We start from the raw sequence: 23,154 nt of genomic DNA, 5'->3' as shown, positions 1-23,154 counted from the left end.
GAAAGTCTACTCTTCAGCGTCCTCGGCACCGTCGACGCGGTCGCCCATGAATTCCTCGGCGAGTTGCCTGCCGGAGAGTGGTTCGCGTGCCAGCACGAAGATGGTGTCGTCGCCAGCGATGGTGCCCACGACTTTCTCCAACGCAACCCGGTCGATATAGCTGGCCAAATACTGCGCAGCACCCGCCGGTGTGCGCAGTACTGCGATGTTGCCGGTGTAGTCGACAGACACCACCAGTTCCGCGAGCATCCGGCGGAGTTTGTCGCGCGGCCCCTTTGGCGAGGCCTGGAACGACTGGGCCTCCTCCCCGACTGCATAGTAGGAACGCCCGCCGCCCGACGGTCGCACTTTACGCGCTCCAAGCTCGTCGAGGTCGCGCGACAAAGTGGCCTGGGTGATATCGATGCCCTCATCCAGTAGCAGCTCGGACAGCTGCACTTGAGAGGACACCCGGGTGTGATCGAGAATCGCCAGGATCTTCGCTTGGCGCGCGGTACGTGAATTCGGTGCGCTCATCTACTGGTTCTCCAACAGCCAGGCAAGCAGCGCTTTCTGCGCGTGCAGGCGGTTTTCTGCCTCGTCGAACACGCGCGACTGTGGGCCGTCGATGACTTCAGCCGTGACTTCACTGCCGCGGTACGCCGGAAGGCAGTGCAGGAAGATCGCGCCGTCGCTGGCACGGCCCATCATCGCTGCATCCACTTGGTACGGCAGGAACGGAGTACGGCGGTCCTTGCCGTCTGCTTCCATGCCCATGGACACCCACGTGTCGGTGATGACCACATCAGCACCATCCACGGCCGCCACATCAGACGTGACGGCGACCGTTGCACCTGTCTCTGCAGCGCGGGTCTGCGCGCGTTCCACGAATTCCGTGCGCGGCTGGAATCCCTCCGGGGAGATGACGGTGATGTCCATCCCAGCGGTGGCGAAGCCGATCATGTAGGAATTCGCCATGTTGTTGTCGCCATCACCTAGGTAAACGGCATGCTTACCCTGCAGGCCCGCCGGGCCGTCCTCCGGGCATAGGTTCTCGATCACTGTTTGCAGGTCGGCCAAGATTTGGCAGGGGTGAAGATCGTCGGAAAGCGAATTGATGATCGGCACTGTCGCCCCCTCTGACATCTCCGTGAAGTTCGAGTGCGCGTACGTGCGCCACACGATCGCGGAGACGTAACGCGACAAGGTCGCGCCAGTGTCCTGGAAAGTCTCACCTTTGCCCATCTGCGAGTTGCCGGTCTCGGCCACAATCGGGAAACCACCGAGCTCAGCGATGCCCGCCATGAAGGAAAAACGGGTGCGCGTCGACGTTTTATCGAAAAGAACAGCAACAGACTTTGGTCCCTCGAGCGGGCGGCGGGAATAGCGGTCGCGCTTCATCTCGGCCGCGAGAGCCAGAATCTCCGTCTGTTCAGCGGGGGTCACATCGTCGTCGGCTAGGAAGTGGCGTGGTGTGGTCACTGGTGTCCTCCGTTGGTGCTGGCAAAGCGGGACAGTGCTTCCTCCAGCGTAGTTGCGATCGCGTCCGTTGCTGCGCGCAATTCGTCGCCGGTGATCACCAGCGGCGGAGTCAGGCGCAGCACAGACTCAGTGGGGGCGTTGAGAATAACACCGTGCTGCAGCCCAATCTGCACGGCGTCTTTCGCCACGGGCCTGTCCAGCACGACGCCGAGCATCAACCCGCGGCCACGCACGTGGTCAACGCCGTCAAGCTTACCGACGTCACGGGCCAACCCCTCCCCCTTCTGCCTCACCTGAGCACAGAACTGATCATCGACGATCTCCAGCACTGCCTGGGCAGCCGCGCAGGAGATCGGATTGCCTCCGAAGGTGGTCCCGTGGGAACCGGGCGTGAACATATCGGCCACATCACCGCGCGCGATGACAGCGCCGATCGGTAGCCCGCCGGCCAGCCCCTTGGCCATGGTGACAATGTCCGGCTGCACCCCGGAGGCTGTGTGGGCGAAGAAGGCACCGGTGCGTCCGACACCGGTTTGCACTTCATCGACGACCATGAGGATGCCGTGGGTATCGCACAGCTGGCGGACCGCTTCTAGGAATCCCTCCGGCGCTGGGATGACACCGGTCTCACCCTGGATCGGCTCAAGGAAGACGGCGGCAGTCTGCGTCGGGTCCTGCTCGACGAGTTCGCGCAGGTGGTCAATGTCGCCGTAACGGTAGAACTCCACCCCAGGCACGAGCGGCTCGAAGGGCGCTTGCTTGCTTGGCTGGCCGGTCAAAGACAGCGAGCCCATAGTACGGCCGTGGAAGCCATCGAGCGCCGCCAGCACGCGCGTGCGGCCGGTCAAGCGGGTGAGTTTGAACGCAGTCTCATTCGCCTCTGCACCGGAGTTGCAGAAGAAGACTTTTGCAGACGGATCACCGAAACGCTCCTTGAGCGACTGAGCCACGCTCAGTGCTGGTTCGGAGGCGAAGAAGTTGGAGATGTGGCCGAGCGTGCGGACCTGGCTGTCGACGGCCTCCACCAGTCTCGGGTGGGCGTGACCTAGTGAGTTCACTGCGATGCCGGCGAGCATGTCGAGGTAGCTGTTGCCGTCGGCGTCGCGCACCGTGGCGCCGCGGCCGCTGACCAGCGGCAGTTGCGGGGTGCCGTAGGTATTCATCAGCGCCTCGGTCCACTGCCCGAGAGCTTGCTGGTTGCTCACTGCAGATCATCCTTCCTGAATACGGTTCCGTCGGGATAGTTCGCGGTGTCGTATTCGTCGGGAAGCACCATGGTGCCGATGCCTCCCATGGTGAACAGCTCCAGCAGCACGGAATGCGGGATCCGTCCGTCAATGACGTGGGCGGCGCTGACGCCCCCACGCACAGCGGTCACACAGGCTTCCATTTTCGGGATCATTCCGGAGTCGAGCGACGGCATGATTTCGTCGAGCTGCTCGAGCTCGATCTTGGACACGAGCGAGTCCTTGTTCGGCCAGTCGGTGTAGAGGCCCTCGACGTTGGTGAGTACAACGAGGCGCTCAGCATCGAGCGCGGCAGCGAGTGCGCCGGCAGCAGAATCGGCGTTGATGTTGTAGACGTTTCCGTCCGCTCCGGGGGCAATGCCGGAGACCACCGGAATGCGGCCAGCGTCGATAATGTCCATCACTGCAGACGGGTCAACATCGACAATCTCACCGACGAGACCGATGTCGGTCAGTTCCCCGTCGACCTCGACAAGACGCTTCTCCGCCGTGAACAGTCCGGCATCCTCGCCCGAGGTGCCCACCGCGTACGGCCCGTGCGAGTTGATGCGGCCCAGCAGGTCGCGGCCGACCTGGCCGAAGAGCACCATGCGCACCACATCGAGAATCTCTGGTGTAGTCACGCGGAACCCGCCGACGAACTCGCCGCCGTCGAGCTGCAGACGCCCCAGCGTGTCGGTGATCTGCGGCCCGCCACCGTGCACGACGACGGGCTTCGCACCCACGGTGCGCAGGAAGACCATGTCAGCGGCGAAGGCGGACTTCAGGTCCTCGTCGATCATGGCGTTGCCGCCGTACTTGACCACGACGATCTTGTCGCGGAAGTGCTGCAGCCACGGCAGAGCTTCGGCGAGCACGTGTGCCCGGTCCTGATTGGAGAGAGCCCGGGAGAGCTGTGAAGGTTCCATTTACGTCGAGTACTCCGAGTTGATTTCCACGTAGGCGTAGGACAGATCAGTGGTGCGCACCGTGGCCGTTCCGGGTCCGCCAGTCCCGAGATCAACGCGCACGTCAACGTCAATGCCGCTGAGGTCGACTTCGCGCGCACCAGGTGCACCAGTGCTGCCCTCGCAGACCGGCTGGCCGTTGAAGTAGACGCTGATGTTGTCCGGGTCCATTTCCGCATCCGCCATGCCCACCGCGGCGAGCACGCGGCCCCAGTTCGGATCGGAGCCGAACATGGCGCACTTGAACAGGTTGTCGCGTCCGATCGTGCGTGCGGCGTTGAGAGCCTGCTCATCGTCGGCAGTGCCCTCGACAGTGACGGCTACGCGCTTGGTCACACCCTCAGCGTCCGCCTGGAGTTGGTCAGCCAGAAAAGCGCAGATCTCACCGATAGCCCCGGCGAATTCGCTCTTGTCGGGCTGGACACCAGAAGCTCCCGACGCCATGAGGATGACAGTGTCATTGGTCGAGGTCGCTCCATCAATGTCGAGCGTATTGAAGGTGCTTTTCGACGCTTCCTTGAGCACCTGATCCAACTCCCCCGCAGACACATCAGCATCGGTAGTCAAGCACACCAGCATGGTCGCCAGCGACGGGGCCATCATGCCCACGCCCTTGGCCATGCCGCCGATGCTCCACCCGTCGCGCTCTACAAGCGCTTGCTTCTCCACTGTGTCAGTCGTCAGAATGGCCACAGCAGCCTCATGACCGTTGTCGCCGAGCTGGCCACCGAGTGTTTCGATGCCTGCGCGGACCTTGTCCATGGGCATGAGTTCACCGATCAGGCCCGTGGAGCACACCGCGACATCCTCGGGTGCTACGCCGATCGACTGGGCTGCCAGCGACTGCATCTCCACTGCGTCCACATCGCCTTGACGGCCATTGCAGGCGTTGGCATTACCGGAGTTGAACACCACGGCGGCCAGTGAGCCCGTCGTCATCGCGTCACGAGTGACCTTCACCGGTGATGCGACGACTTTGTTGCGGGTCGTCACTGCGGCGGCGTCAAAGCGCGGGCCATGGTTGACCACCAGCGCCAGGTCGGGTTTTCCGGACGGCTTGATTCCGGCCGTCGTTGCCGCGGCGCTAAAGCCTGCGGGTGCTGTCACACCCGTTTTCTCAGATGCGCTCATTGTCTCTCCTTCACCTGCTTAGGGCGCGACTGCCGCCCGGGGCAGTCCGTCCGTTTCGTTGAACCCCATCTCAGCCAGCGCGATGTTCATGCACTGCACGGCGGCACCGCCCGTGCCCTTGGTCAGGTTGTCAATCGCCGAGGTAGCCAGCAGCATTCCCGCATCCTGATCGACCTCCACCTGGACGTGGCACATGTTGGACCCGACCACGTTCTGTGTCTGGGGCTGTACGCCCTTCGGCAGGAGGTGGATGAATGGCTCGCCCGCGTAGTACTCCGCGTACACGCCCCGCGCCTCATCCTCGGTCATCCCTTCCGTCAAAGGAGCAGTGACCGTGGTGAGAATCCCGCGCGGCAGTGGTGCCAACACCGGCGTGAAGCTGACTTTCACGTCCTTCTCCGTGACCTCGCTCAGGTTCTGCACCATCTCGGGAGTGTGGCGGTGCTTGCCGGCGGTGTTGTAGGCCTTCAGCGATCCCATGGTTTCTGCCCCCAGCAGGTCAACATTCGCCTTCTTGCCGGCACCGGAAACACCGGTGATGGAGACGACGTTGAGCCGCGGCTCCACGAGTTCATGTGCAACGGCAGGCAAAGCGGCGAGGGTAGCGCCCGTCGGGAAGCAGCCCGGGACCGCAATGCGTTTGGCCGCGGCGATCTCCTCGCGGCGACCCGGGATCTCCGGAATGCCGTACGGCCATGAGCCTGCATGTTCGCCGCCGTAGTATTTTGTCCAATCGTCGGCATTGCGCAGGCGAAAGTCCGCAGCGCAGTCAAGCACGAGGGTCTCCTCCGGCAGAGCAGAGCCAATCTCTGCAGAGAATCCGTGCGGAAGGCCGAGAAAGACAACGTCATGGCCGGCCAATGTTTCCGGCGACGTCGGCTCAATGACGCGGTCCGCGAGCTGCGGCAGGCGCGGCATGAGCGTATCGACGCCCTGACCTGCATTGGAATTGCCCGTCAACGCCCCGATCTTCAACGTCCCGTCGGCATAGCGCGGGTGTCCGAGCAGCAGGCGGAGGATCTCCCCGCCCGCATACCCGGTGGCGCCGGCAACAGCCACGGTGACGGTGTCAGTACCGGTTGCAGTGCCCTGGTTGTCTGTCATAGCGGTCATGCTACGCATCTGACCAGACACTTGCAAACTATTCCACCATATTCATTTTATGCGCGCATCTGGGCTCCGAGACGTTGAGCAGCCGCTTCCGCAGCAGCCAGGCGAGCCTCATTAGCTTCCTCGTCCGTCAAAGTGCGGTCAGAGGCACGGAACACCAAACCGAATGCGAGCGACTTCTTACCGTCGCCGAGGGCGTCGGAGCGGTAGACGTCGAAAAGCTCAACGGTTTCCAGCAGCTCGCCTGCCGTCTCGACGAGCGTGCGACGCACAGTTTCAGCCGGGATGTCATCATCGACAACGAGCGCAATGTCCTGGTGCAGTGCTGGGAACGCCGAGAGAACCGGAGCCGGCAGGTTCTCGCTCATCGGTAGCGCGGTCAGATCGATCTCCATCGCACAGGTGCGCTCGGGCAGACCGAGGGCTTCGAGAATTTGCGGGTGGAGTTCACCCGCGTAGCCGACAACGCTGCCATCGACGGAAAGCTGCGCACAACGTCCGGGGTGCCACGGCAGGTGTTCGGCAGACCCGATGTCCAGTTCCACACCGCAGGACTTAGCGACGATCTGAGCCGACTCGATCGCATCCGCCCACGTATACGTACGACCCTTGCCCCAGGGGCCCTCAAGCTCCTTGTTGCCGATCGCCACGGTAGCGGCGTGCAGATGCTGCTCTGGCAGGGAACCGATGAGCTCCTCAAGCACCTCCGGAGTCGGACGCTCCAGCACGCTCGGCATCGGAGATTCGTCGGCGGTCTTGAACACGGTCTGCGCGACCGAGTACAGGGCCAGGTCCGTGCGGCCCCGAGCGACGTTGCGGCCGACGGCCTCGAGCATCGTCGGCAGCAGCGTCGTGGCCAGTACGGCGTAGTCGGCATCAAGCGGGTTCTGGACCTGCACGGTCTTGCGGCGCTTGTCGCCACTCTCGAGTCCCCAGGTGTCCAAAACCGTGTTGGGCATGAACGGCGTCGGAATGATCTCCACATAGCCGGAGTACGCTAGCGCGTGCGTGACGGCGCGGCGGCGGCGCTGCACCGGGGACAGGCCGCGACCACCGCGCGGGGTCGGCAGCTCGAGCGGAATATCGTCCAAGCCCTCGAGACGAACAATCTCCTCGATCAGCTCGACCGGCTCGTTGAGGTCAGTGCGCCACGTCGGTGGGGTGACGCGCAAAGTCTCGTCGTCGCCCGTTACAGCGCACCCCACTTCTTCGAGGCGGCGTACGACTGTCTCCTTGGAGTAGTCGACACCGATGAGCTCGGACGGGCGGCTCACTCGCATCTCGATCGGCGCGCGGTCTTTGACGTCGCCGACGAGGGTGCGCTTGTCGGAGATGGTGCCGCCAGCGATGTCTGCCAGCAGTGCGCAGGCAATGTCGAGGGAGATTTCGATGATGGCGGGGTCGACGCCGCGCTCGAAACGTCGAGAAGCTTCAGAGCTGAGCTTGTGGTGGCGTGCGCTGCGTGCGACGGTGAGCGCGTCCCACGATGCCGCCTCGAAGTAGACATTGGTGGTCTCGTCGGAGGTTTCCGAGGTCGTGCCGCCCATGATCGCCGCGAGCGACTGGATGCCGTTGTCGTCGGAGATGACCACATCGTTCGAAGTGAGGGTGCGTTTGGCGTGGTCGAGCGTCTCGAACTCTTCCCCGCCCTGAGCGTTGTGGACGCGCAGACCACCGGCGATCTTGTCAGCGTCGAAGGCGTGCATTGGCTGGCCGGTGAGCAGCATGACAAAGTTGGTCACGTCGGTCGCGGCGTTGACGGAACGGACACCACCGAGCATGAGCACGCGCTTGAGCCAGAACGGCGCCTGAGCTTTCGGGTCAATACCCTCGACCATGCGCAGGCCGAAGCGCTGCGCCTTCGCGGACTCCTCAAGAGTGATCGGGATGAGATCGCCGGCCGGGGCCGGAACATCGCTGACATCGATGCCCGCGATAGACGGATCTGCGGCAAGGTCCTTGTACTCGAGGTCGAATGCGGAAGCGACCTCGCGGCCGAGACCACGTGCAGACAGCGCATATCCGCGGTCCGGGGTGATATTGACGTCGAAGACCGTATCCGGGCCGCCGAGCACCTCACGGGCGTCCTGGCCCGGGGTGCCGGCACCTTCCTCAAGGACGATGATGCCGTCGCTCTTGGCGGTGAAGCCGAGCTCCGCCTCCGAGGCCATCATGCCGTTGGAGATGTGTCCGTAGGTCTCACGCGCGGCGATCTCGAAGCCGCCCGGCAGCACGGCACCTGGGAGCGAGACGACCACGAGGTCGCCCTCCTTGAAGTTGCGGGCGCCGCAGATGATGCCCTGCAGTTCGCCAGTGCCATTGGCCCGGCCAACGTCGACCTGGCAGTAACGGATGGGCTTCTTGAACTCCGTGAGTTCTTCGATCTCTTTCACGCGGCCGACCACGAGCGGGCCGGTGGTCTCCGGCAGCGGCTCGAAGCCTTCCGTCTCAAACCCCACGCGGACGAAGCCGGCGTCGAGCTCCTCAGCGCTCACGGTCCAGCCGGGGTTGCCGGCGTTGTTCAGCTGGGACGTCAACCAGTTCTGGGAAATCAGCATCTTTCTTTTCCTCCCCTTATCCCTTAAGCCTGCACACCGAACGGCTGGGTGAACCGCACATCGCCTTCAACCATGTCGCGCATATCGGTCAGTCCATTGCGGAACTGCAGCGTGCGCTCAATACCCATCCCGAACGCGAAACCGGAATACACCTCCGGGTCAACGCCGACCGCACGCAGCACGTTCGGGTTGACCATGCCGCAGCCGCCCCACTCGATCCAGCCGGCGCCGCCCTTCTTGTTCGGGAACCACACATCCACCTCCGCGGACGGCTCCGTGAACGGGAAGTAGTTGGTGCGGATGCGCGTCTTCGTCTCCGGCCCGAACAGGACTTTGGCCAGGTGGTCCAAGGTGCCACGCAGGTGCGCCATGGTCAGGCCCTTATCGACGGCGAGCCCCTCCACCTGGTGAAAGACCGGCGTGTGCGTCGCATCGAGCTCATCCGTACGGAACACACGGCCCGGGCATGCGATATAGATCGGCAGATCACGCTCGAGCATCGTGCGCACCTGTACCGGTGAAGTGTGGGTGCGCATGACCTGGCGTGAGCCCACGCTGCCGACATAGAACGTGTCCTGCAGCGTGCGCGCCGGGTGGTCCGGGATGAAGTTGAGCGCGTCGAAGTTGAAGTACTCAGCTTCAACCTCCGGCCCCTCGGCAACCTCCCAACCCATGCCGATGAAGATGTCTGCAATGTTCTCGCTGAGAGTCGTAATTGGGTGCATTGCACCGGCCTGTGCACGGGACGTCGGCAGGGTGACATCGACCTTCTCCTCGCGCAGCTGCTGCTCGCGGTACTCCGCCTCACGTTCAGAGTGCAGTTCGCTGTAGCGTTTCTCAGCCCGGCCGCGGGCCATGTTCACGAACCGTCCGGCATCTTTACGCTGGTCCTTGGGTAGCGTGCCCAGCGCCTTGCGTGACTGCATGATCGGCGACTGCTCACCAAGGTGCTCGCGCTTAGCGGCCTCGAGGGCGGTGAGATCCTCCGCAGCCTCAAAGGCGGCGATGGCTGCATCTGCAGCGGCATTCAAGCTCTCTTCGGTCAATTCGATTTCCGGTGTGGGAGTGCTCTGATCAGCCACGCTACCGTTCACCCGCGCCTTTCCAGACATACGTTTTCAAAACGGTCACCAGCATACCTGCGCACCTCGGTTTCCCCGCGGCAAGGCCCAGTTATTCGGCTACCGTGAGCTGGGCCCTATCAATGCTCACATCCCGCAAGGCACTAAGAAGCTTCTCGGCGTGGCTCGAGAGGCATTGCAAGTCCTCCTCGCCCATCTTGCCGCCAACCGCATTCGCCCACCTGTGTTGGCGCGGCCGGAGTTCAGCAAGGTTGGCTTTGCCTACTGGAGTGAGTGCGAGCAAAGGCGAACGTCTGTGCGCGGGATTGCTTTGCCACTGTGCTGCCCCCGTCTCGACGGCAACGTTAGCCAGTCTTTGCACGCTCTGCCGCGCGTTTCCTAATCGGCGGGCGATCTCCGCGACCGTCAATGGCTCATCGATGACCAAGCCCAGAACTTTCCACATCGCTGGCGACAGACTCGTACCATCCGTGATCGACATAGCTGCGCTCTCCAGTTCAGCGGCGACCTCAAAGAGGGGCAGAACGAGGTCTGTGAGAGCGTCCCCCTCAGGCGTTCTGCCAGGCACCTAGAGCCTCCATAAACTCTTGGAACGCCTCAGGGTCACCCAAGTAGAGCTTCTCCCATGAGTCGATGAGGACGTTTGAGAGCAAATCAATCTCACGCAGAACAGCGGCCGTGAACTGCACGGGATAGATGCCAGACGCTGTGATCACTCCCCTGTCGCTTACCGTGGGCGCGTCCGAGTAGTTGTCGGCCCCTAGATAACCGGTCCCGACCAGAAACTCCGCGGCGTTTGAGGTGTGTTTGCGATGATCGAGCACTCCAGCCCGCGCGAGTGCGAGAGTGCCGCCGCAGATGGCGGCAACCGGCACTCCTTGCCTTTCGCATTCTCGGACAATCTCTAAGAGTGGTTCATGACCCGAGCCATAGGTGTCCCCTCCTGGAATGACCAGGACACTCAACTGGTTGAGATCAAGCTCGTCGAGATCAACATCTGGCTTGAGGTTCAAACCGCCGAGAGTGTGAACGTCTTCCACCCTGTCTCCCACGAATTGGATCTCGCAGGTCCCCCGTTTCGCTTGCTGCGCCCGAGCAACCAGCGTCGTGAGGTAGGCAAACTCCCAGTCGGCCATGGTGTCTGTGGCGTAGCAAGCTAGCAGCTTGGTCATACATGACAGCATACTGTCATTCTTGCCCGGGCGCTAGCCCCGTTCCACCGTGCCTCGGCTAAAGGTTCAATCCCCCAGCATCTTGGCGGATTCCCACAGGCAGATGGACGCCGCCGTGGAAAGATTCAGCGACTCGGCCGAGCCCTTAATCGGGATGGAGACGCGATAGTCAGCGGCAGCCAGTACATCGTCGGGAAGCCCGTGCGCCTCGTTGCCGAACAGCCAGGCAGTCGGCTGATCAAGCGCATTGCCGGGGTCGTCGAGCGAGACTTCTCCGCCCATTGTGGTCGCCGCCAGTTTCAGACCCGCTGCTCGGAGTTGACCAATCGCACCGTTCACGTCGCGCTCACGCGCCACCGGCACGTGGAAGAGCGAGCCGGCAGAAGAACGGACTACCTTCGGGGACTCTGGGTCGACTGTGTCACCGGCGAAAATGACGGCGTCGGCACCGAGCGCGTCGACAAGCCTGATGATGGTTCCCGCATTGCCCGGATCATTCGTGCCCACGCACACCGCGACGAGTTTGGGGCGACCTGTGAGCACAGAGCCGAGCGTCCAGGTCACCGGCTTGCACACGGCGAAAATGCCGGTTGTGTGCACTGTGTCAGTGAGAGACTGGGCGGCCTTGTCCGTGATGGCGTGAGTGAACACGTCCATGTAGGCGGCGGTGGTCACTACGTCATAAAAGCGATCGGCAGCGGCTTCAGTGACGAAGAGGTCTGTTGCCGCGCCCGTGGCAACGGCGGCCTCCACCGAATTCTCTCCTTCTGCAAGGAACCGACCAGCCTTCTTCCGGCCGGCTGCCCGGTTCAGCTTGGCGGCGTTGACCACGCGCGGGGTGCGTTCGGTGAACGGTTCAGAAAAGTCGAGAGCCATTAGGCGACAGCCTCCGGAATCGGGTGCAATGTGACTTCGATGCTAAGCGCTTTCGCGTGCATCCGTGTCATCGTGGTACCCGCCACCGCGTATCACCGGTGCGTTTCGGCAACATGGAAAATCTCGTTCTCCCCCGGCATCCACGCCGTCTCATCCGGGCTCGCACGAAAAGCCATTGGGATGCCTGTGCAGTGCATCCAGTCCAGTGAGTCAGTCACCTGCACGTGAACGTGTGGTTGGGTGCTGTTCCCCGAATTTCCGCACTGGCCGATCACTTCGCCGGCACGGAGACTATCCCCGACTGTTACCGTCACGCTCCCCTGCTTCAGGTGCACAAGAGCAACGTAGTACCCGGTTGCTGCGCACCGCACCACCACGGCATTTCCGGTGATTGCCCGGATGCCGCCGGTGCGCAAGCGTTTCCGCTGGCCAAGCACGTACGGCAGCAGCCGGAACGGCGACCGGCGCGCTTCATGGTCTGCAATTCCGTCCCATGCCTCCACCACCTCCCCGCCAACGGGAGCGAGCACGTCGCGCCCGAATGACGGGAACGACTCCGGATCCTCCAATCCGAAAGGAGTGGACCAGCTCCACGGCGCGGTGCGACCACCTTCGGACAGACCGATGAAGTCAATTGAGTACGTAGTCCCCAGCATGTGCGAGCCGTGACTGGGCACCCGGCGGGCGGGGCTATTACGTGCGCGCCACCAACCGGTGAACGGGAAGTCGAGCTCGACAACTTCTGCCACACCCCCAAGAGTACCGAGTGAACGCCGCTACCTAGCGCGTAGCTACTTCATGGCAGCGCACCCACCCTGCTTAAGCAACTGGGCTGTTCTCGAGAATGGTGTCGATAGAGACCGGTTCGACATTCTTCTTCGCGTCGAGGTGGTGGAGAACCGACATTGCTTCCTCCCACTCAGCGACGACAACCGGAAACCCCTTCATTCGTGTCTCCAGCTGTCCGCCCTCGACCTTGCCTCCGACAACGATGACGAGGATCAAAGCTACGTCACCGCCGTTGATGAACCGTCCTGCTTCGGCGAGCGCGGTCACCGACCGGTGGCGCGACAGCTCCTCGAGACCGAGGGCATGATCCACCAAGGTGTGCTTCGATGTCTGAGTCAGTGTGCCGCGCCAGTACTTGACGTCTGCCACAACAACGCCTCCACGGGTGGAAATGATATGCCCAACGGGAAGGGTCCTCGTCGATCGGGCTTCGTCGACCAGTGCCCGGAGGAAACGGTCGTTCGGGTCCGGGTTCGTGGCCGAGGCTGCGGAATCGACGCGAGTAAACGCAATGGGGTTGACTGCGCGCACCTCAGTTTCCGCGACGCGAATGAGATTCGAACTCCGGCCGGGGTTCAACTCGATGTCGTGAGCGATCTGCACGTCAAAAGGCAGCATGTTCTCTAGTTCGAGCCCGCGCTGCTGCCGTTCAAACAACGCTCGCGCGTAAGGCAAGGCGTGCGGAACTTCGTTGATGCCGTTGAACGTGCCGCGCTGCGCTTGCTTCACAAGCGGATTGGTCAGCACGCCGCGCGCCTTCCTCGAGATCGAATGAGGAAAGTCGGGATCAGACACGATGCGTTTCATGACGAAGAACCACGCGATTCCCAGCGCTATCAAGATTGCGAACATGACCAGACCACCGACACCGGAATTCATCCGCTCAATGTTCAGGAAGAAAACGATGACCAGCACCGCCGGCAATCCGAACGTGAGAACCACGGCAACCGGGAGCAAGTACCCCAGGTGGAGACCAATCAACTGCATCGCGAAATCCTTCATCGCTCTCACCACGGGATTCGGCTTGCGCTTCGGTTTATCTTCGCTGGGCGGCTTTGCAGACGTACCCCACGACGTGTTCAGCGTACGGTCGAAGAAGAGCCACGCGCTTTCCGACGGCGCACCGCCCACTCTCACCGCCATACCGATACCCTCCTGACCTCGCTGTTGGGGTTCAACCTACACTCACAACAGCCTTCTCAGGTAGGTTCCGTAAGCCGAGCGCCCCGCGGCCAGGTTGCGAACCGTGGCGCACGGGGCGTCGACAAGCAGGGCGCGCTCGGCGCACCACCGGAGGTCAGTGATTAATCACCGGGTTTCGGGACCGCCGGGGGCTCGCCACTTTGCCCAGCGGCGGCAGCAGCGGGATCGACGATGCCGCTGCCGCAGCCTGCGCACGAGCCCTTGATCGGGCGCGCCGTGTCCCGTAGTCGAGTTGCAACCTCCTCCGGGCTCATGTCTGGGTTCTCTCCACGGATCAGTGCAGCGACACCGGAAACAAACGGCGTCGCCATGGACGTGCCTTGCAGCGAGCCGTAGTTCGGCTGCTCCGGCTGTTTGCTCCCGGAGTTATAGGTAGACAGGATCCCGCCGCCTTGGCGTGCGTCGCCGCCAGGAGCTGTGATGTCAACCGGCTCCCCATAGTTGGAGTAGCTTGCTTTCTCGTCCCGCTGGCCTGAAGCGGCCACCGTCACTACTCCACTACAGCTAGCTGGCGAAACATTGGCCGCGTTCTGGTTCTCATTGCCAGCGGCGACAACGACGACGGTGCCGCGGCTGCGTACCCTGTCGATGACTTCCTGGTAGTAGCGGGAGCACGTGCCCGGGCCACCCAGCGACATGTTGATAATGCTAGCGGGATTCGGGTTGTCTTCAGCTCCCCTCACTGTGCCACCAGAGGCCCAATCCATCGCATCGAAGATGTCGGAACTGTAGCCACCGCACGGTCCCATGACGCGCACCGGCTGTAGCGTTGCATTCGGCGCAACGCTGGCTACCCCTTCGCCATTGTCCGTCACTGCGGCGGACGTACCTGCAACGTGAGTGCCGTGCCAGGAAGATGGTGACGGCCTGCCGCCACCGCCACCGCAGATACCCGCTTCCCCCCAGTCGCCCTCATCACGGGGGTCAGGGTCCCAGCCATCCCCGTCGCGAGCCTGCTTGGAAGAAGAAATGAAGTCATAACCCCCGGCCACGTTCTCATCCAAATCAGGGTGCGAGGTGATGCCGGTGTCCAGAACAGCGATCGTCTGCCCGTCGCCCCGCTTCGGAGCATTCTCCCACGCGCTTTCGATGCTCGGGCCTACCGTTCCGTTCAACGCCCACTGTTGCCCCATGCGAGGATCATTGACAGCCATGGGAAACATCCGCACATCCTCTTCAATGTGCGCGACCTTCCCGCTGTTCTGGGTGTCCTTGATGAACTCCTGGACTTCTTCATCGCTCATGCGCTTGTCAGCCGCCACGACACTCGTGCCGTCTTCACGCTCACGAACTTCAGTGACCTCGGGAAGCGGGTCGTCCGTCGCTGAATTGAGAATGCTGGCGCGCTCCTCGGGAGCACTTGGCTCCTCTGTGAACTCGACGATGAAGCGCGTCGGAGCCTCATCGTCCTGCACCTGCGTGTCAATTCTCGGAGCATCGGTGATGCGCGCATCTTGCGCCCCTGCAACCGGTATTTGCGCTGCGGCTAACAGCACGAGGCTCACAGGCACTACCGCGACGGCCGCTGTTTTCTTGTGTCTCATTGACGTTCCTTTTCTGTCGGTACCTCGGTGAAGCGTCATGTCGCATCCACCCGCCCGTCGTTTCAGCGACGGAGCGGTGCCGAAGTGTAAAAGATCAATGTCACAGAATGTAAGCGGAAACGAAGTCTGGGCTGAGATTTACCTGAGCACAAACGCGGGATGGCCGAGGTCCGCGCCATGATCGACCGCGGAAAAATTGACAGGAATACCGGGTGCAAACACCACCAAACACCACCCCCGCTCACCCCACCCGCGGAACTTCGGTAAGCCCCAATGAGGGGCATACACGCCAAACGCCCCGCGGCCAGGTTCGGAACCGTGGCACACGGGGCGTCGATAAGCAATGCGCGGAAAACCGCACAACGCGACTTAGGCGGCAGCTGCCTTCGGGGCGTTGACGTCCTCCGGCAGAGCGTTCTTGGCCACCTCGCAGATGGCGGAGAACGCTGCAAAGTCGTTCACAGCAAGGTCGGCGAGGATCTTGCGGTCGACCTCGACCTCAGCCAGCTTCAGGCCGTGGATGAGGCGGTTGTAGGTGATGTCGTTCATGCGGGCTGCAGCGTTGATGCGCTGGATCCACAGCTTGCGGAACTCAGACTTGCGTGCGCGGCGATCGCGGTACGCGTAGGTCTGGGAGTGCAGCCACTGCTCCTTCGCCTTGCGGTACAGGCGGGAACGCTGGCCGCGGTAGCCCTTCGCGGACTTGAGGATGGCGCGACGCTTCTTCTTGGCGTTAACTGAGCGCTTGACACGTGCCACAGTGATACTTCCTTACTTCTCGTTACGGATTGTTTCTGGGAGGCAGGGCGCTCTTAAGCCTTGCCGAGGAGACGCTTGGTGCGCTTGACGTCACCCTTAGCAACGTCGGTGGTGCCGGAGAGCTTGCGGCGGCGCTTAGCCGACAGCTTCTCGTTCAGGTGACGCTTACCGGCCTGCTCGCGGCGGAGCTTGCCAGAACCGGTGACCTTGATGCGCTTAGCGGTGCCCTTGTGGGTCTTCTGCTTCATGTCTGTAAATCCTTTGGTGCTTCTACGATCTACTTCTTGCCCTTGCGAACCGGGCCCAGGACCATCGTCATATTGCGGCCGTCCTGCTTCGGACGGGACTCGACCTGGCCGACCTCCTGAATGTCCTCAGCGAGGCGCTCCAGCAGGCGGTAGCCAAGTTCCGGACGCGACTGCTCGCGGCCGCGGAACATGATGGTCACCTTGACCTTGTTGCCCTTCTCCAAGAAACGCTCAACGTTGGCTTTCTTGGTCTGGTAGTCGTGCTCATCAATCTTGGGCCGGAACTTCTGCTCCTTGACCACTGTCTGCTGCTGGTTCTTGCGGGACTCGCGGGCCTTCTGGGCCTGCTCGTACTTGTACTTGCCGTAGTCCATGATCTTGCACACGGGCGGCTTTGCATTCGGCGCAACCTCAACCAAGTCGAGGTCTGCCTCGTATGCAAGCTTGCGTGCGTCATCGGTACGGACAATGCCAACCTGCTCGCCGGACGGGCCGACGAGACGAACTTCAGGAACACGGATGCGTTCGTTGATCCGAGCTTCAGCGCTGATGAGAACTCCTAGAGTGTGAAGGGTTTCAATGGTTCGCTACCGAACCGCAAACGCAGCTCCCCCAAACAAAAACCCACGCTCTCTCAGAGATAGCGTGGGAGTTCATCCGTCCACGGCAGGCGCGCTTACGCGAACCTACCGTGATTTTGACCCTTAGCCTTCCATCTAGCTGGCGGCATCAGGTGGGAGTAACTCCACTTGCAACCCGCGCTTTGCATCTCCGATGAGAAATCGGTGAAACATCGCGCAAGGCGGTAGTGAATAGAACCCTAGCATCCAAGGTCACGTTCGGCCAAATCTCGGTAACGAGGTGATAGAAACACCTTCCCGGATGGAACCATTTGGAGCGGATTTCAGTCTAAAGGGTATGACAAGCAACGAGAAGCTTCTAAGCCAGCTAGAAGAACTGCGCCGTGTGACCACGCGCAGCCAACAGCTTATCGACGACATTGTCCACTCCCTTTCCTCACCAGCTCCCGCCCCAGAACCTGCCCCCGCAGCTGTGTCAGCTCCCGTCGCGCCACCACTGCCTCAGCAGCCGCAGCCTCCCCAACCCCAGGCGGGGCAACCGTCGCCGTATCCAGCGTCACCGCCGCCCATTGGCCCGACGATGCCTGTCGCCCCCTCAGCCCCACGAAAGCCGAGTCTGACTCCGGAGCAGAAGATAGTCCGGGTAGCAGCCATCATCGGTTCTCTCATTACCTTCGCAGGCGCCAGTTTCGGTATCGCCCTGGCCATTCAAACCGGTCTCCTCGGCCCCGTTGGCCGCGCGGTGGGCGCGCTCATCTTCGGGGTCGCGCTACTGGGCATCGGTATCCGGGTAGACACACGCCGCGGTCCATCGGCAGGTGTCACGGCGTTGTACATCACATCTCTACTGGTCATCTATGCCGACCTGTACTACGTCACCTGGGTGAAGCTCTGGCTCCCAGCCCTCGCCTTGAGCGCGTTCTTCATATTCCTGTGGATGATCTATCTCGTTCTAGCGACCGTACGGAACAATCTGGGCCTCGTGCTGTGCATGTGTCTGTCCATGTTCGTCTACCACTTCTGCCTGTACCCATTCGATGTGCTTCAAACGACTATCGCAATGGTCGCACCGCTCTCGGCACTCGTAGTCACGTGGAAACTCCGTGCCGGCGAAAAGAATCTCCACGCTTTGGTGCGCACCGCCACGGCGGCGCTACTTGCGTGGCAGACTCTGTGGGTCTCGAACATGCTTGAAGAAGGCCCAGTAAACGTCATTGTTGTTATCGCGGTAGCCGGTGCAGTCATGCTCGTTGTGTCGGAACTGTTCATCCCGGCCACACCGGCCGCCCAGTCCCAGAACCCGCCGATCCTGAACGCGGTCATCATGCCCACTCTTGTCATGTGGACATGTTTTGGAATCACAGACGCTTGGTCCGTCTGGCTGCCCGTTGTTGCAACATGCATCGTGTGCGTCCTCGTCACTCTCACTAGGCGCGCCTCCGACACCATGGTCAACGGTTGGCTCATTGTCACGCCGTTGACGTTCCTTGTCGCTTATGCAGTCGCATCCTTGGAGTGGTCCGTTCTCGGCTACACGATCTACGTAATCGTCTTCATGATGGCCTTCATCGGCGCAATCTTCCTCTTCCGTACCCGCCCTGTACATCTTCCCGGCGTGACGTTTGCGTGGGTGATCGTCCTCTTCATCAACGTCCGTGTGCTCCTTTTGATCACGACGGGCGGTTACACGGGGTTCGGACTCGATCCTTATTTCTTCTTTGAGGCGATCGCACTCTCAGCCGTCCTCATCGTCGTCGCGACTCAAAGGAAACTCTGGCGCACAATGCCCACCCAGGCCCAGAACGCTCTCGCGGGAGCAGGACTCATCTTGGCAATGGTCTCGTGGGTCAGCATCACCACTATCATCGGTGATTTCACTGCGCCGCGGCCTGAGCCGAGCGATCAGCCATTCTCCTCTCGTGATCGCAGTTCGCTGACAGGCGCTGACATTGGATTCCTGATCGGCCATATGTCCGTGTCGATCGCCGTGATGGCTCTCGCCTCCTGGCTGCTGTTGAAACGACCACGCCCCGAATCCGGTTCGAACCCGAAGTCCGCGCGCACAGCCGGCCTGGTTCTCGCCCTAGTCGCAACAGGAAAGCTCGTGTTCTTCGATATGGCCTCCCTGAGCGGCATTCCAAGGGTACTGGCGTTCACCGTCTCCGGCCTGCTCCTTATCGCGGTCGCGGTTCTGGGAGCGCAACGAAACAGTGGCTCGCAACCTCAGCCCGCGGCAACGGCGGCACCAGGAGCACCAGAGACACCGGGACCTTGTGGTGTACAGGCCCCCGCCGCAACACCGGCACATGGTGGCCCGGTACCTCACAAACCCCAACCCCCGCAGGACACTCCACCGCCAGCCCCCGAGATGTAGGAGCGCTACTTCTCCACCCGCGCTCCCGCCCGGAGTAGCCGTGCTTCGCGGGGGTCGGGCGGGTCGCCGATCCCCCGCACTGTCCCGGAGGCCTCCGTTTCGGCTACGTACATGGTCCAGCCGAAAGTCGCGGGGTCTTCAAACGGCCCTTCCGGCACCTCTCCATACAGACGGACGAGGTCAATGTGTTCACGCGTGCCTGACGGATCCGGTGGAATCACGAATACACCGAAGGTCGTGCCTAGCTCGTCCTCAGCGAGCGACTCCCGCGCGTAGTCGATGACCTGGAGCACGTCGGTCGCTCCGCGGACAATTTCAGTCCGCTGGATGAAGTAGTCCTTCTCACCGTCTCCGCTGTACTCCCAAAAACACACGACGTACAGCGGATCGGAGTGCTCGAGGCCGTCAGGCAGGACTACTTTCTCCCCGTCAGCGAGGAGCACAACGAGGTCGTCGCTCGTCGACTCGGACATGGTCGACTCCTTGCTACGTCGTCAGCACATCCGCGAGGAACTCGCCCGTGAAGGACCCCTTCACCTTGGACACCTTCTCCGGCGTGCCTTGCGCAACAACGGTTCCGCCGCCGGAGCCGCCCTCCGGACCCATGTCGATGATCCAGTCAGCGCATTTGATCACGTCAAGGTTGTGCTCAATCACCAAGACGGTGTTGCCCTTGTCCACCAGGCCGTTGAGCACGAGCATGAGCTTGCGGATGTCCTCGAAGTGCAGGCCCGTTGTGGGCTCATCCAGGATGTAGATCGTCCGGCCGTTGGAGCGCTTCTGCAGCTCCGCGGCGAGTTTCACACGCTGGGCCTCGCCACCGGAAAGAGTCGTAGCGGACTGACCCAGTCGAACGTAGCCAAGGCCGACATCGCACAGCGTCTGCAAGTAGCGGTGGATCGATGTGATGGGCTCGAAGAAATCGGTCGCCTCACTGATCGGCATGTCCAGAACTTCGGCGATGTTCTTGCCCTTGTAGCGGACCTCGAGCGTTTCGCGGTTGTAGCGCGCGCCGCCGCACACTTCGCAGGGGACGTAGACGTCCGGCAGGAAGTTCATCTCAATCTTGATCGTGCCGTCACCGCGGCAAGCCTCGCAGCGCCCACCCTTGACATTGAAGGAGAAACGCCCCGCCTTGTAACCGCGCACCTTCGCTTCTTGTGTCTCCGCGAACAGGTTGCGGATTTTATCGAAGACACCGGTGTACGTCGCCGGGTTCGAGCGCGGCGTGCGGCCGATCGGCGACTGGTCCACCTGCACGAGCTTGTCCAGGTGCTCGAGGCCATCGACCTTCTTCACACGGCCGGGCACCTGGCGCGCACCGTTGAGGCGGTTCTGCAGGGTCTTCGCCAAGATCTGGTTGACCAGCGTGGACTTGCCGGAGCCGGACACACCCGTCACCGCGACGAGCATGCCCAGCGGAATGTCGACAGACACGTTGTCCAAGTTGTTCTCGCGGGCACCGACGACGCGCAGCTTCCGCTCCTTGTCCAGCGGGCGGCGTGCATCCGGAACCGTGATCTCCTTGCGGCCGGAGATATAGGCACCGGTCAGGGACTCCTCGACCTTCTCAATGCCCTTCGGCTCGCCCTGGTACACAACTTTGCCGCCGTATTCACCGGCGAGGGGGCCGACGTCGATAAGCCAGTCGGCGGCCCGAATGGTGTCTTCGTCGTGCTCGACCACAACCAGGGTGTTACCCAAGTCGCGCAATTTCTGCAGCGTCGCGATGAGGCGCTGGTTGTCGCGCTGGTGCAGGCCAATCGACGGCTCGTCGAGCACGTAAAGCACACCAGCCAGACCCGAACCGATCTGAGTAGCCAGACGGATGCGCTGTGCCTCACCGCCGGACAGCGTTCCCGCAGAGCGCGACAGCGTCAGGTAGTTCAACCCGACATCGAGCAGGAAGTGCAGGCGCGCCTGGATCTCGCGGAGCACGGCCCCAGCGATCATTTCCTCGCGGTAACCGAGCACGAGGTTGTCCAGGTACTCGGACGCGTCTTCGACGGACAGCTCAGTCAGCCCCGCAATGGACTTCTCCCCGTGCGTCTTCGAATCGAGACGAACCGCCAAGATCTCGGGCTTGAGGCGCGCACCGTTGCACGTCGGGCAGGCGACATCGCGGGTGTAGGCGAGGTACTTCTCCTTCGCGTGCTCCGACTCGGACTGCTCGATCTTCCTGTTCAAGTAGCCCTTCACGCCTTCGAACGCGGCGGTGAAGTTGCGTTGGCGGCCGTAGCGGTTCTTGTAGCGGACGGACACCTTCGTGGAGGTGCCGTCGATCAGCGCCGTGCGGTGCTTTTTGCTTAACGACGACAACGGCTCGTGCGGATCAAACCCCTCCGCTTTGCCGAGCGCGACGATGAGCTTGGTGAAGTAGCCCTTGTTCGGCGAGGAGTTCCACGGCTGGAACGCGTCGACGGCCGGTGCGTCTGGGTCCGGAATCACCAGGTCCGGATCGATCTCGCTGCGGGTGCCCAGGCCGTCGCACGCGGGGCATGCGCCGAAGGGAGAGTTGAAGGAGAACGCGCGCGGCTCGTACTCCTCCACGTTGAGCGTGTGCCCGTTCGGGCAGGCCATCTTTTCAGAGAAGATTTCTACGCGGTTGGGGTCGTCCGCGTCGCGGTCGACGAAATCGAACCCGACGAGACCGTCGGCAAGCTTCAATGCTGTCTCGACGGAGTCCGTGAGCCGCTGCTTCTGGCTTTCTTTCACGGTGAGACGGTCGACGACGACGTCGATGTTGTGCTTGACCTGCTTTTCCAGCTTCGGCGGTTCGGAGAGCTGGTAGGTCTCACCGTCGACGTTGATGCGGGCATACCCCTGGGCGGACAGGTCAGAGAACAGGTCGACAAACTCGCCCTTGCGCTTGCGCACGATGGGCGCGAGCACCTGGAACTTCGTGCGCTCCGGGTTCTCCATGACGCGGTCCACAATCTGCTGCGGAGTTTGCCGGTCGATGACGGCGTCGCACACCGGACAGTGCGGGGTGCCGGCGCGCGAGTACAGCAGACGGAGATAGTCGTAGATCTCCGTGATCGTGCCCACCGTTGAGCGGGGGTTGCGGTTGGTCGACTTCTGGTCAATGGACACAGCCGGCGACAGACCGTCGATATAGTCGACGTCCGGCTTGTCCATTTGGCCGAGGAACATGCGCGCGTAGGAGCTGAGCGATTCGACGTAGCGGCGCTGCCCTTCCGCGAAGATCGTGTCGAACGCCAGCGAGGACTTGCCCGAGCCCGACAAGCCCGTGAACACGACCATCTTGTCGCGTGGCAGCTCCACGTCGATGCCTTTGAGGTTGTGTTCGCGCGCTCCGCGCACAGTGAGTTTGTCGGCCACTTGTCCTCCGTTTCGGGCGTTGCGGGTCCTCGAACGAATTTACCAACACATCTACGTCCCTGTTCATTCCCCTACAGTGGGGCGGCATGGACCTCACCTTGCATCACGTGTCCGTTTCTGAGATGGACAACAACTGCTATCTGCTGTGCTCGCGGGGGCAGGGCTTGCTTATCGACGCCGCCTGCGAGCCCGACCCCCTGCTCGCCATGGCCGAATCTGCCGGAGTGGAGATCACCGATGTGCTGACAACGCACCGGCACTGGGACCACGTCGGTGCGCTCGAAGACATCCTTGAACGCACCGGTGCGACCCATTGGGGTTCCTTCCTCGATGCCCCTGCCCTGCCGGTTGCTCCCGACAAGGAACTGCACAACGAAGACACCCTCGAGTTCGCCGGGCACTCCTTCCCCGTCTACATTCTGCGCGGCCACACTCCGGGCGGTGCCGCTATCGCGGCTGAGATCGACGGCACCACCAATCTTTTCGTCGGAGACTCCCTCTTCCCTGACGGGTTGGGCAAGACCAACGGTGAAGGCGACTTCATCCGTCTCTTCAACGACGTGAAAGAGCGAATCTTCGATCGCTTCCCCGATGACGCGATTGTCCGCCCGGGCCACGGCGACCCGACAACTCTCGGTGAGGAACGGCCGAAGCTAGACGAGTGGTGGGAGCGCCGCTGGTAGGTCTCTGCCGGAGAATTTCCGGCACGCTTGCCGTGGAATCGGTCTAC

At 62.1% G+C, this 23,154-nt stretch carries 21 protein-coding genes; 2 read left to right on the top strand and 19 right to left on the bottom strand.

Annotated features, from left to right (window positions below; translation table 11 throughout):
* Nucleotides 1-6 precede the first annotated feature (6 nt).
* From KBX19_RS03755 to infC, 17 genes are all read right to left on the bottom strand, one after another.
* The gene (locus KBX19_RS03755) at nt 7-516 is read right to left on the bottom strand and encodes an arginine repressor (RefSeq protein WP_255994877.1); all 510 of its coding nucleotides are present in this window, start codon (nt 514-516) and stop codon (nt 7-9) included.
* Nucleotides 517-1,461: an ornithine carbamoyltransferase gene (argF, locus tag KBX19_RS03750; RefSeq protein WP_255997503.1), complete on the bottom strand. Its 945-nt coding sequence runs from the start codon at nt 1,459-1,461 to the stop codon at nt 517-519.
* Nucleotides 1,458-2,666: an acetylornithine transaminase gene (locus KBX19_RS03745; RefSeq protein ID WP_255997502.1), complete on the bottom strand. Its 1,209-nt coding sequence runs from the start codon at nt 2,664-2,666 to the stop codon at nt 1,458-1,460. The genes argF and KBX19_RS03745 overlap by 4 nt, the downstream gene beginning before the upstream one ends.
* On the bottom strand, nt 2,663-3,616 hold the full coding sequence (argB, locus tag KBX19_RS03740; protein ID WP_255997501.1) for an acetylglutamate kinase: 954 nt from the start codon (nt 3,614-3,616) through the stop codon (nt 2,663-2,665). The genes KBX19_RS03745 and argB overlap by 4 nt, the downstream gene beginning before the upstream one ends.
* Nucleotides 3,617-4,786, bottom strand: a complete 1,170-nt coding sequence (gene argJ, locus KBX19_RS03735; RefSeq protein ID WP_005290282.1) for a bifunctional glutamate N-acetyltransferase/amino-acid acetyltransferase ArgJ — start codon at nt 4,784-4,786, stop codon at nt 3,617-3,619. It abuts the gene before it with no gap.
* 18 nt (nt 4,787-4,804) lie between these two features.
* Nucleotides 4,805-5,890: an N-acetyl-gamma-glutamyl-phosphate reductase gene (gene argC, locus KBX19_RS03730; protein ID WP_255997500.1), complete on the bottom strand. Its 1,086-nt coding sequence runs from the start codon at nt 5,888-5,890 to the stop codon at nt 4,805-4,807.
* Nucleotides 5,891-5,946: 56 nt separating this feature from the next.
* Nucleotides 5,947-8,454 (bottom strand): phenylalanine--tRNA ligase subunit beta, encoded by a 2,508-nt coding sequence (gene pheT, locus KBX19_RS03725; RefSeq protein ID WP_255997499.1) that lies wholly within the window; start codon nt 8,452-8,454, stop codon nt 5,947-5,949.
* A 23-nt stretch (nt 8,455-8,477) separates the two neighbouring features.
* Nucleotides 8,478-9,566 carry a phenylalanine--tRNA ligase subunit alpha gene (pheS, locus tag KBX19_RS03720; RefSeq protein WP_255997498.1) on the bottom strand — a complete coding sequence of 363 codons (1,089 nt, stop codon included), beginning with the start codon at nt 9,564-9,566 and terminating at the stop codon, nt 8,478-8,480.
* Nucleotides 9,567-9,627: 61 nt separating this feature from the next.
* Nucleotides 9,628-9,981, bottom strand: a complete 354-nt coding sequence (locus KBX19_RS03715) for a MarR family winged helix-turn-helix transcriptional regulator (protein WP_255997534.1) — start codon at nt 9,979-9,981, stop codon at nt 9,628-9,630.
* 103 nt (nt 9,982-10,084) lie between these two features.
* Nucleotides 10,085-10,708 (bottom strand): DJ-1/PfpI family protein, encoded by a 624-nt coding sequence (locus KBX19_RS03710; protein WP_255997497.1) that lies wholly within the window; start codon nt 10,706-10,708, stop codon nt 10,085-10,087.
* 66 nt (nt 10,709-10,774) lie between these two features.
* On the bottom strand, nt 10,775-11,584 hold the full coding sequence (locus tag KBX19_RS03705) for an RNA methyltransferase (protein WP_255994871.1): 810 nt from the start codon (nt 11,582-11,584) through the stop codon (nt 10,775-10,777).
* A 92-nt stretch (nt 11,585-11,676) separates the two neighbouring features.
* Entirely contained in the window at nt 11,677-12,333 is a 657-nt protein-coding gene (locus KBX19_RS03700; RefSeq protein WP_255997496.1) for a M23 family metallopeptidase, read from the bottom strand.
* 70 nt (nt 12,334-12,403) lie between these two features.
* Nucleotides 12,404-13,516 (bottom strand): hypothetical protein, encoded by a 1,113-nt coding sequence (locus tag KBX19_RS03695; RefSeq protein WP_255997494.1) that lies wholly within the window; start codon nt 13,514-13,516, stop codon nt 12,404-12,406.
* Between the two features lie 161 nt (nt 13,517-13,677).
* On the bottom strand, nt 13,678-15,120 hold the full coding sequence (locus KBX19_RS03690; protein ID WP_255997492.1) for a S8 family peptidase: 1,443 nt from the start codon (nt 15,118-15,120) through the stop codon (nt 13,678-13,680).
* A gap of 369 nt (nt 15,121-15,489) precedes the next feature.
* Entirely contained in the window at nt 15,490-15,879 is a 390-nt protein-coding gene (rplT, locus tag KBX19_RS03685) for a 50S ribosomal protein L20 (RefSeq protein WP_005290298.1), read from the bottom strand.
* A gap of 53 nt (nt 15,880-15,932) precedes the next feature.
* Nucleotides 15,933-16,127, bottom strand: coding sequence for a 50S ribosomal protein L35 (gene rpmI / locus KBX19_RS03680; protein ID WP_005290299.1), 195 nt, complete (start codon nt 16,125-16,127; stop codon nt 15,933-15,935).
* 29 nt (nt 16,128-16,156) lie between these two features.
* Nucleotides 16,157-16,708: a translation initiation factor IF-3 gene (gene infC, locus KBX19_RS03675; protein ID WP_083770299.1), complete on the bottom strand. Its 552-nt coding sequence runs from the start codon at nt 16,706-16,708 to the stop codon at nt 16,157-16,159.
* A gap of 337 nt (nt 16,709-17,045) precedes the next feature.
* Here infC and KBX19_RS03670 point away from each other — a divergent pair, with 337 nt between their 5' ends.
* Complete coding sequence (locus KBX19_RS03670) at nt 17,046-19,082, top strand: DUF2339 domain-containing protein (RefSeq protein ID WP_255997491.1); 2,037 nt, start codon at nt 17,046-17,048, stop codon at nt 19,080-19,082.
* 5 nt (nt 19,083-19,087) lie between these two features.
* Here the strand turns inward: KBX19_RS03670 and KBX19_RS03665 are convergent, their stop codons facing one another.
* Nucleotides 19,088-19,555: a hypothetical protein gene (locus tag KBX19_RS03665; RefSeq protein ID WP_255997489.1), complete on the bottom strand. Its 468-nt coding sequence runs from the start codon at nt 19,553-19,555 to the stop codon at nt 19,088-19,090.
* A 13-nt stretch (nt 19,556-19,568) separates the two neighbouring features.
* Nucleotides 19,569-22,424 (bottom strand): excinuclease ABC subunit UvrA, encoded by a 2,856-nt coding sequence (gene uvrA, locus KBX19_RS03660; protein ID WP_255997488.1) that lies wholly within the window; start codon nt 22,422-22,424, stop codon nt 19,569-19,571.
* A gap of 86 nt (nt 22,425-22,510) precedes the next feature.
* Here uvrA and KBX19_RS03655 point away from each other — a divergent pair, with 86 nt between their 5' ends.
* Entirely contained in the window at nt 22,511-23,107 is a 597-nt protein-coding gene (locus KBX19_RS03655) for an MBL fold metallo-hydrolase (protein ID WP_255997486.1), read from the top strand.
* Nucleotides 23,108-23,154: the final 47 nt, after the last annotated feature.

The sequence above is a fragment of the Corynebacterium sp. CCUG 71335 genome (assembly GCF_024454075.1).
Taxonomy (GTDB): domain Bacteria; phylum Actinomycetota; class Actinomycetes; order Mycobacteriales; family Mycobacteriaceae; genus Corynebacterium; species Corynebacterium genitalium.
The sequence above is the reverse complement of the archived record's forward strand: the minus strand, read 5'-3'. Positions and strand labels throughout refer to the sequence as shown.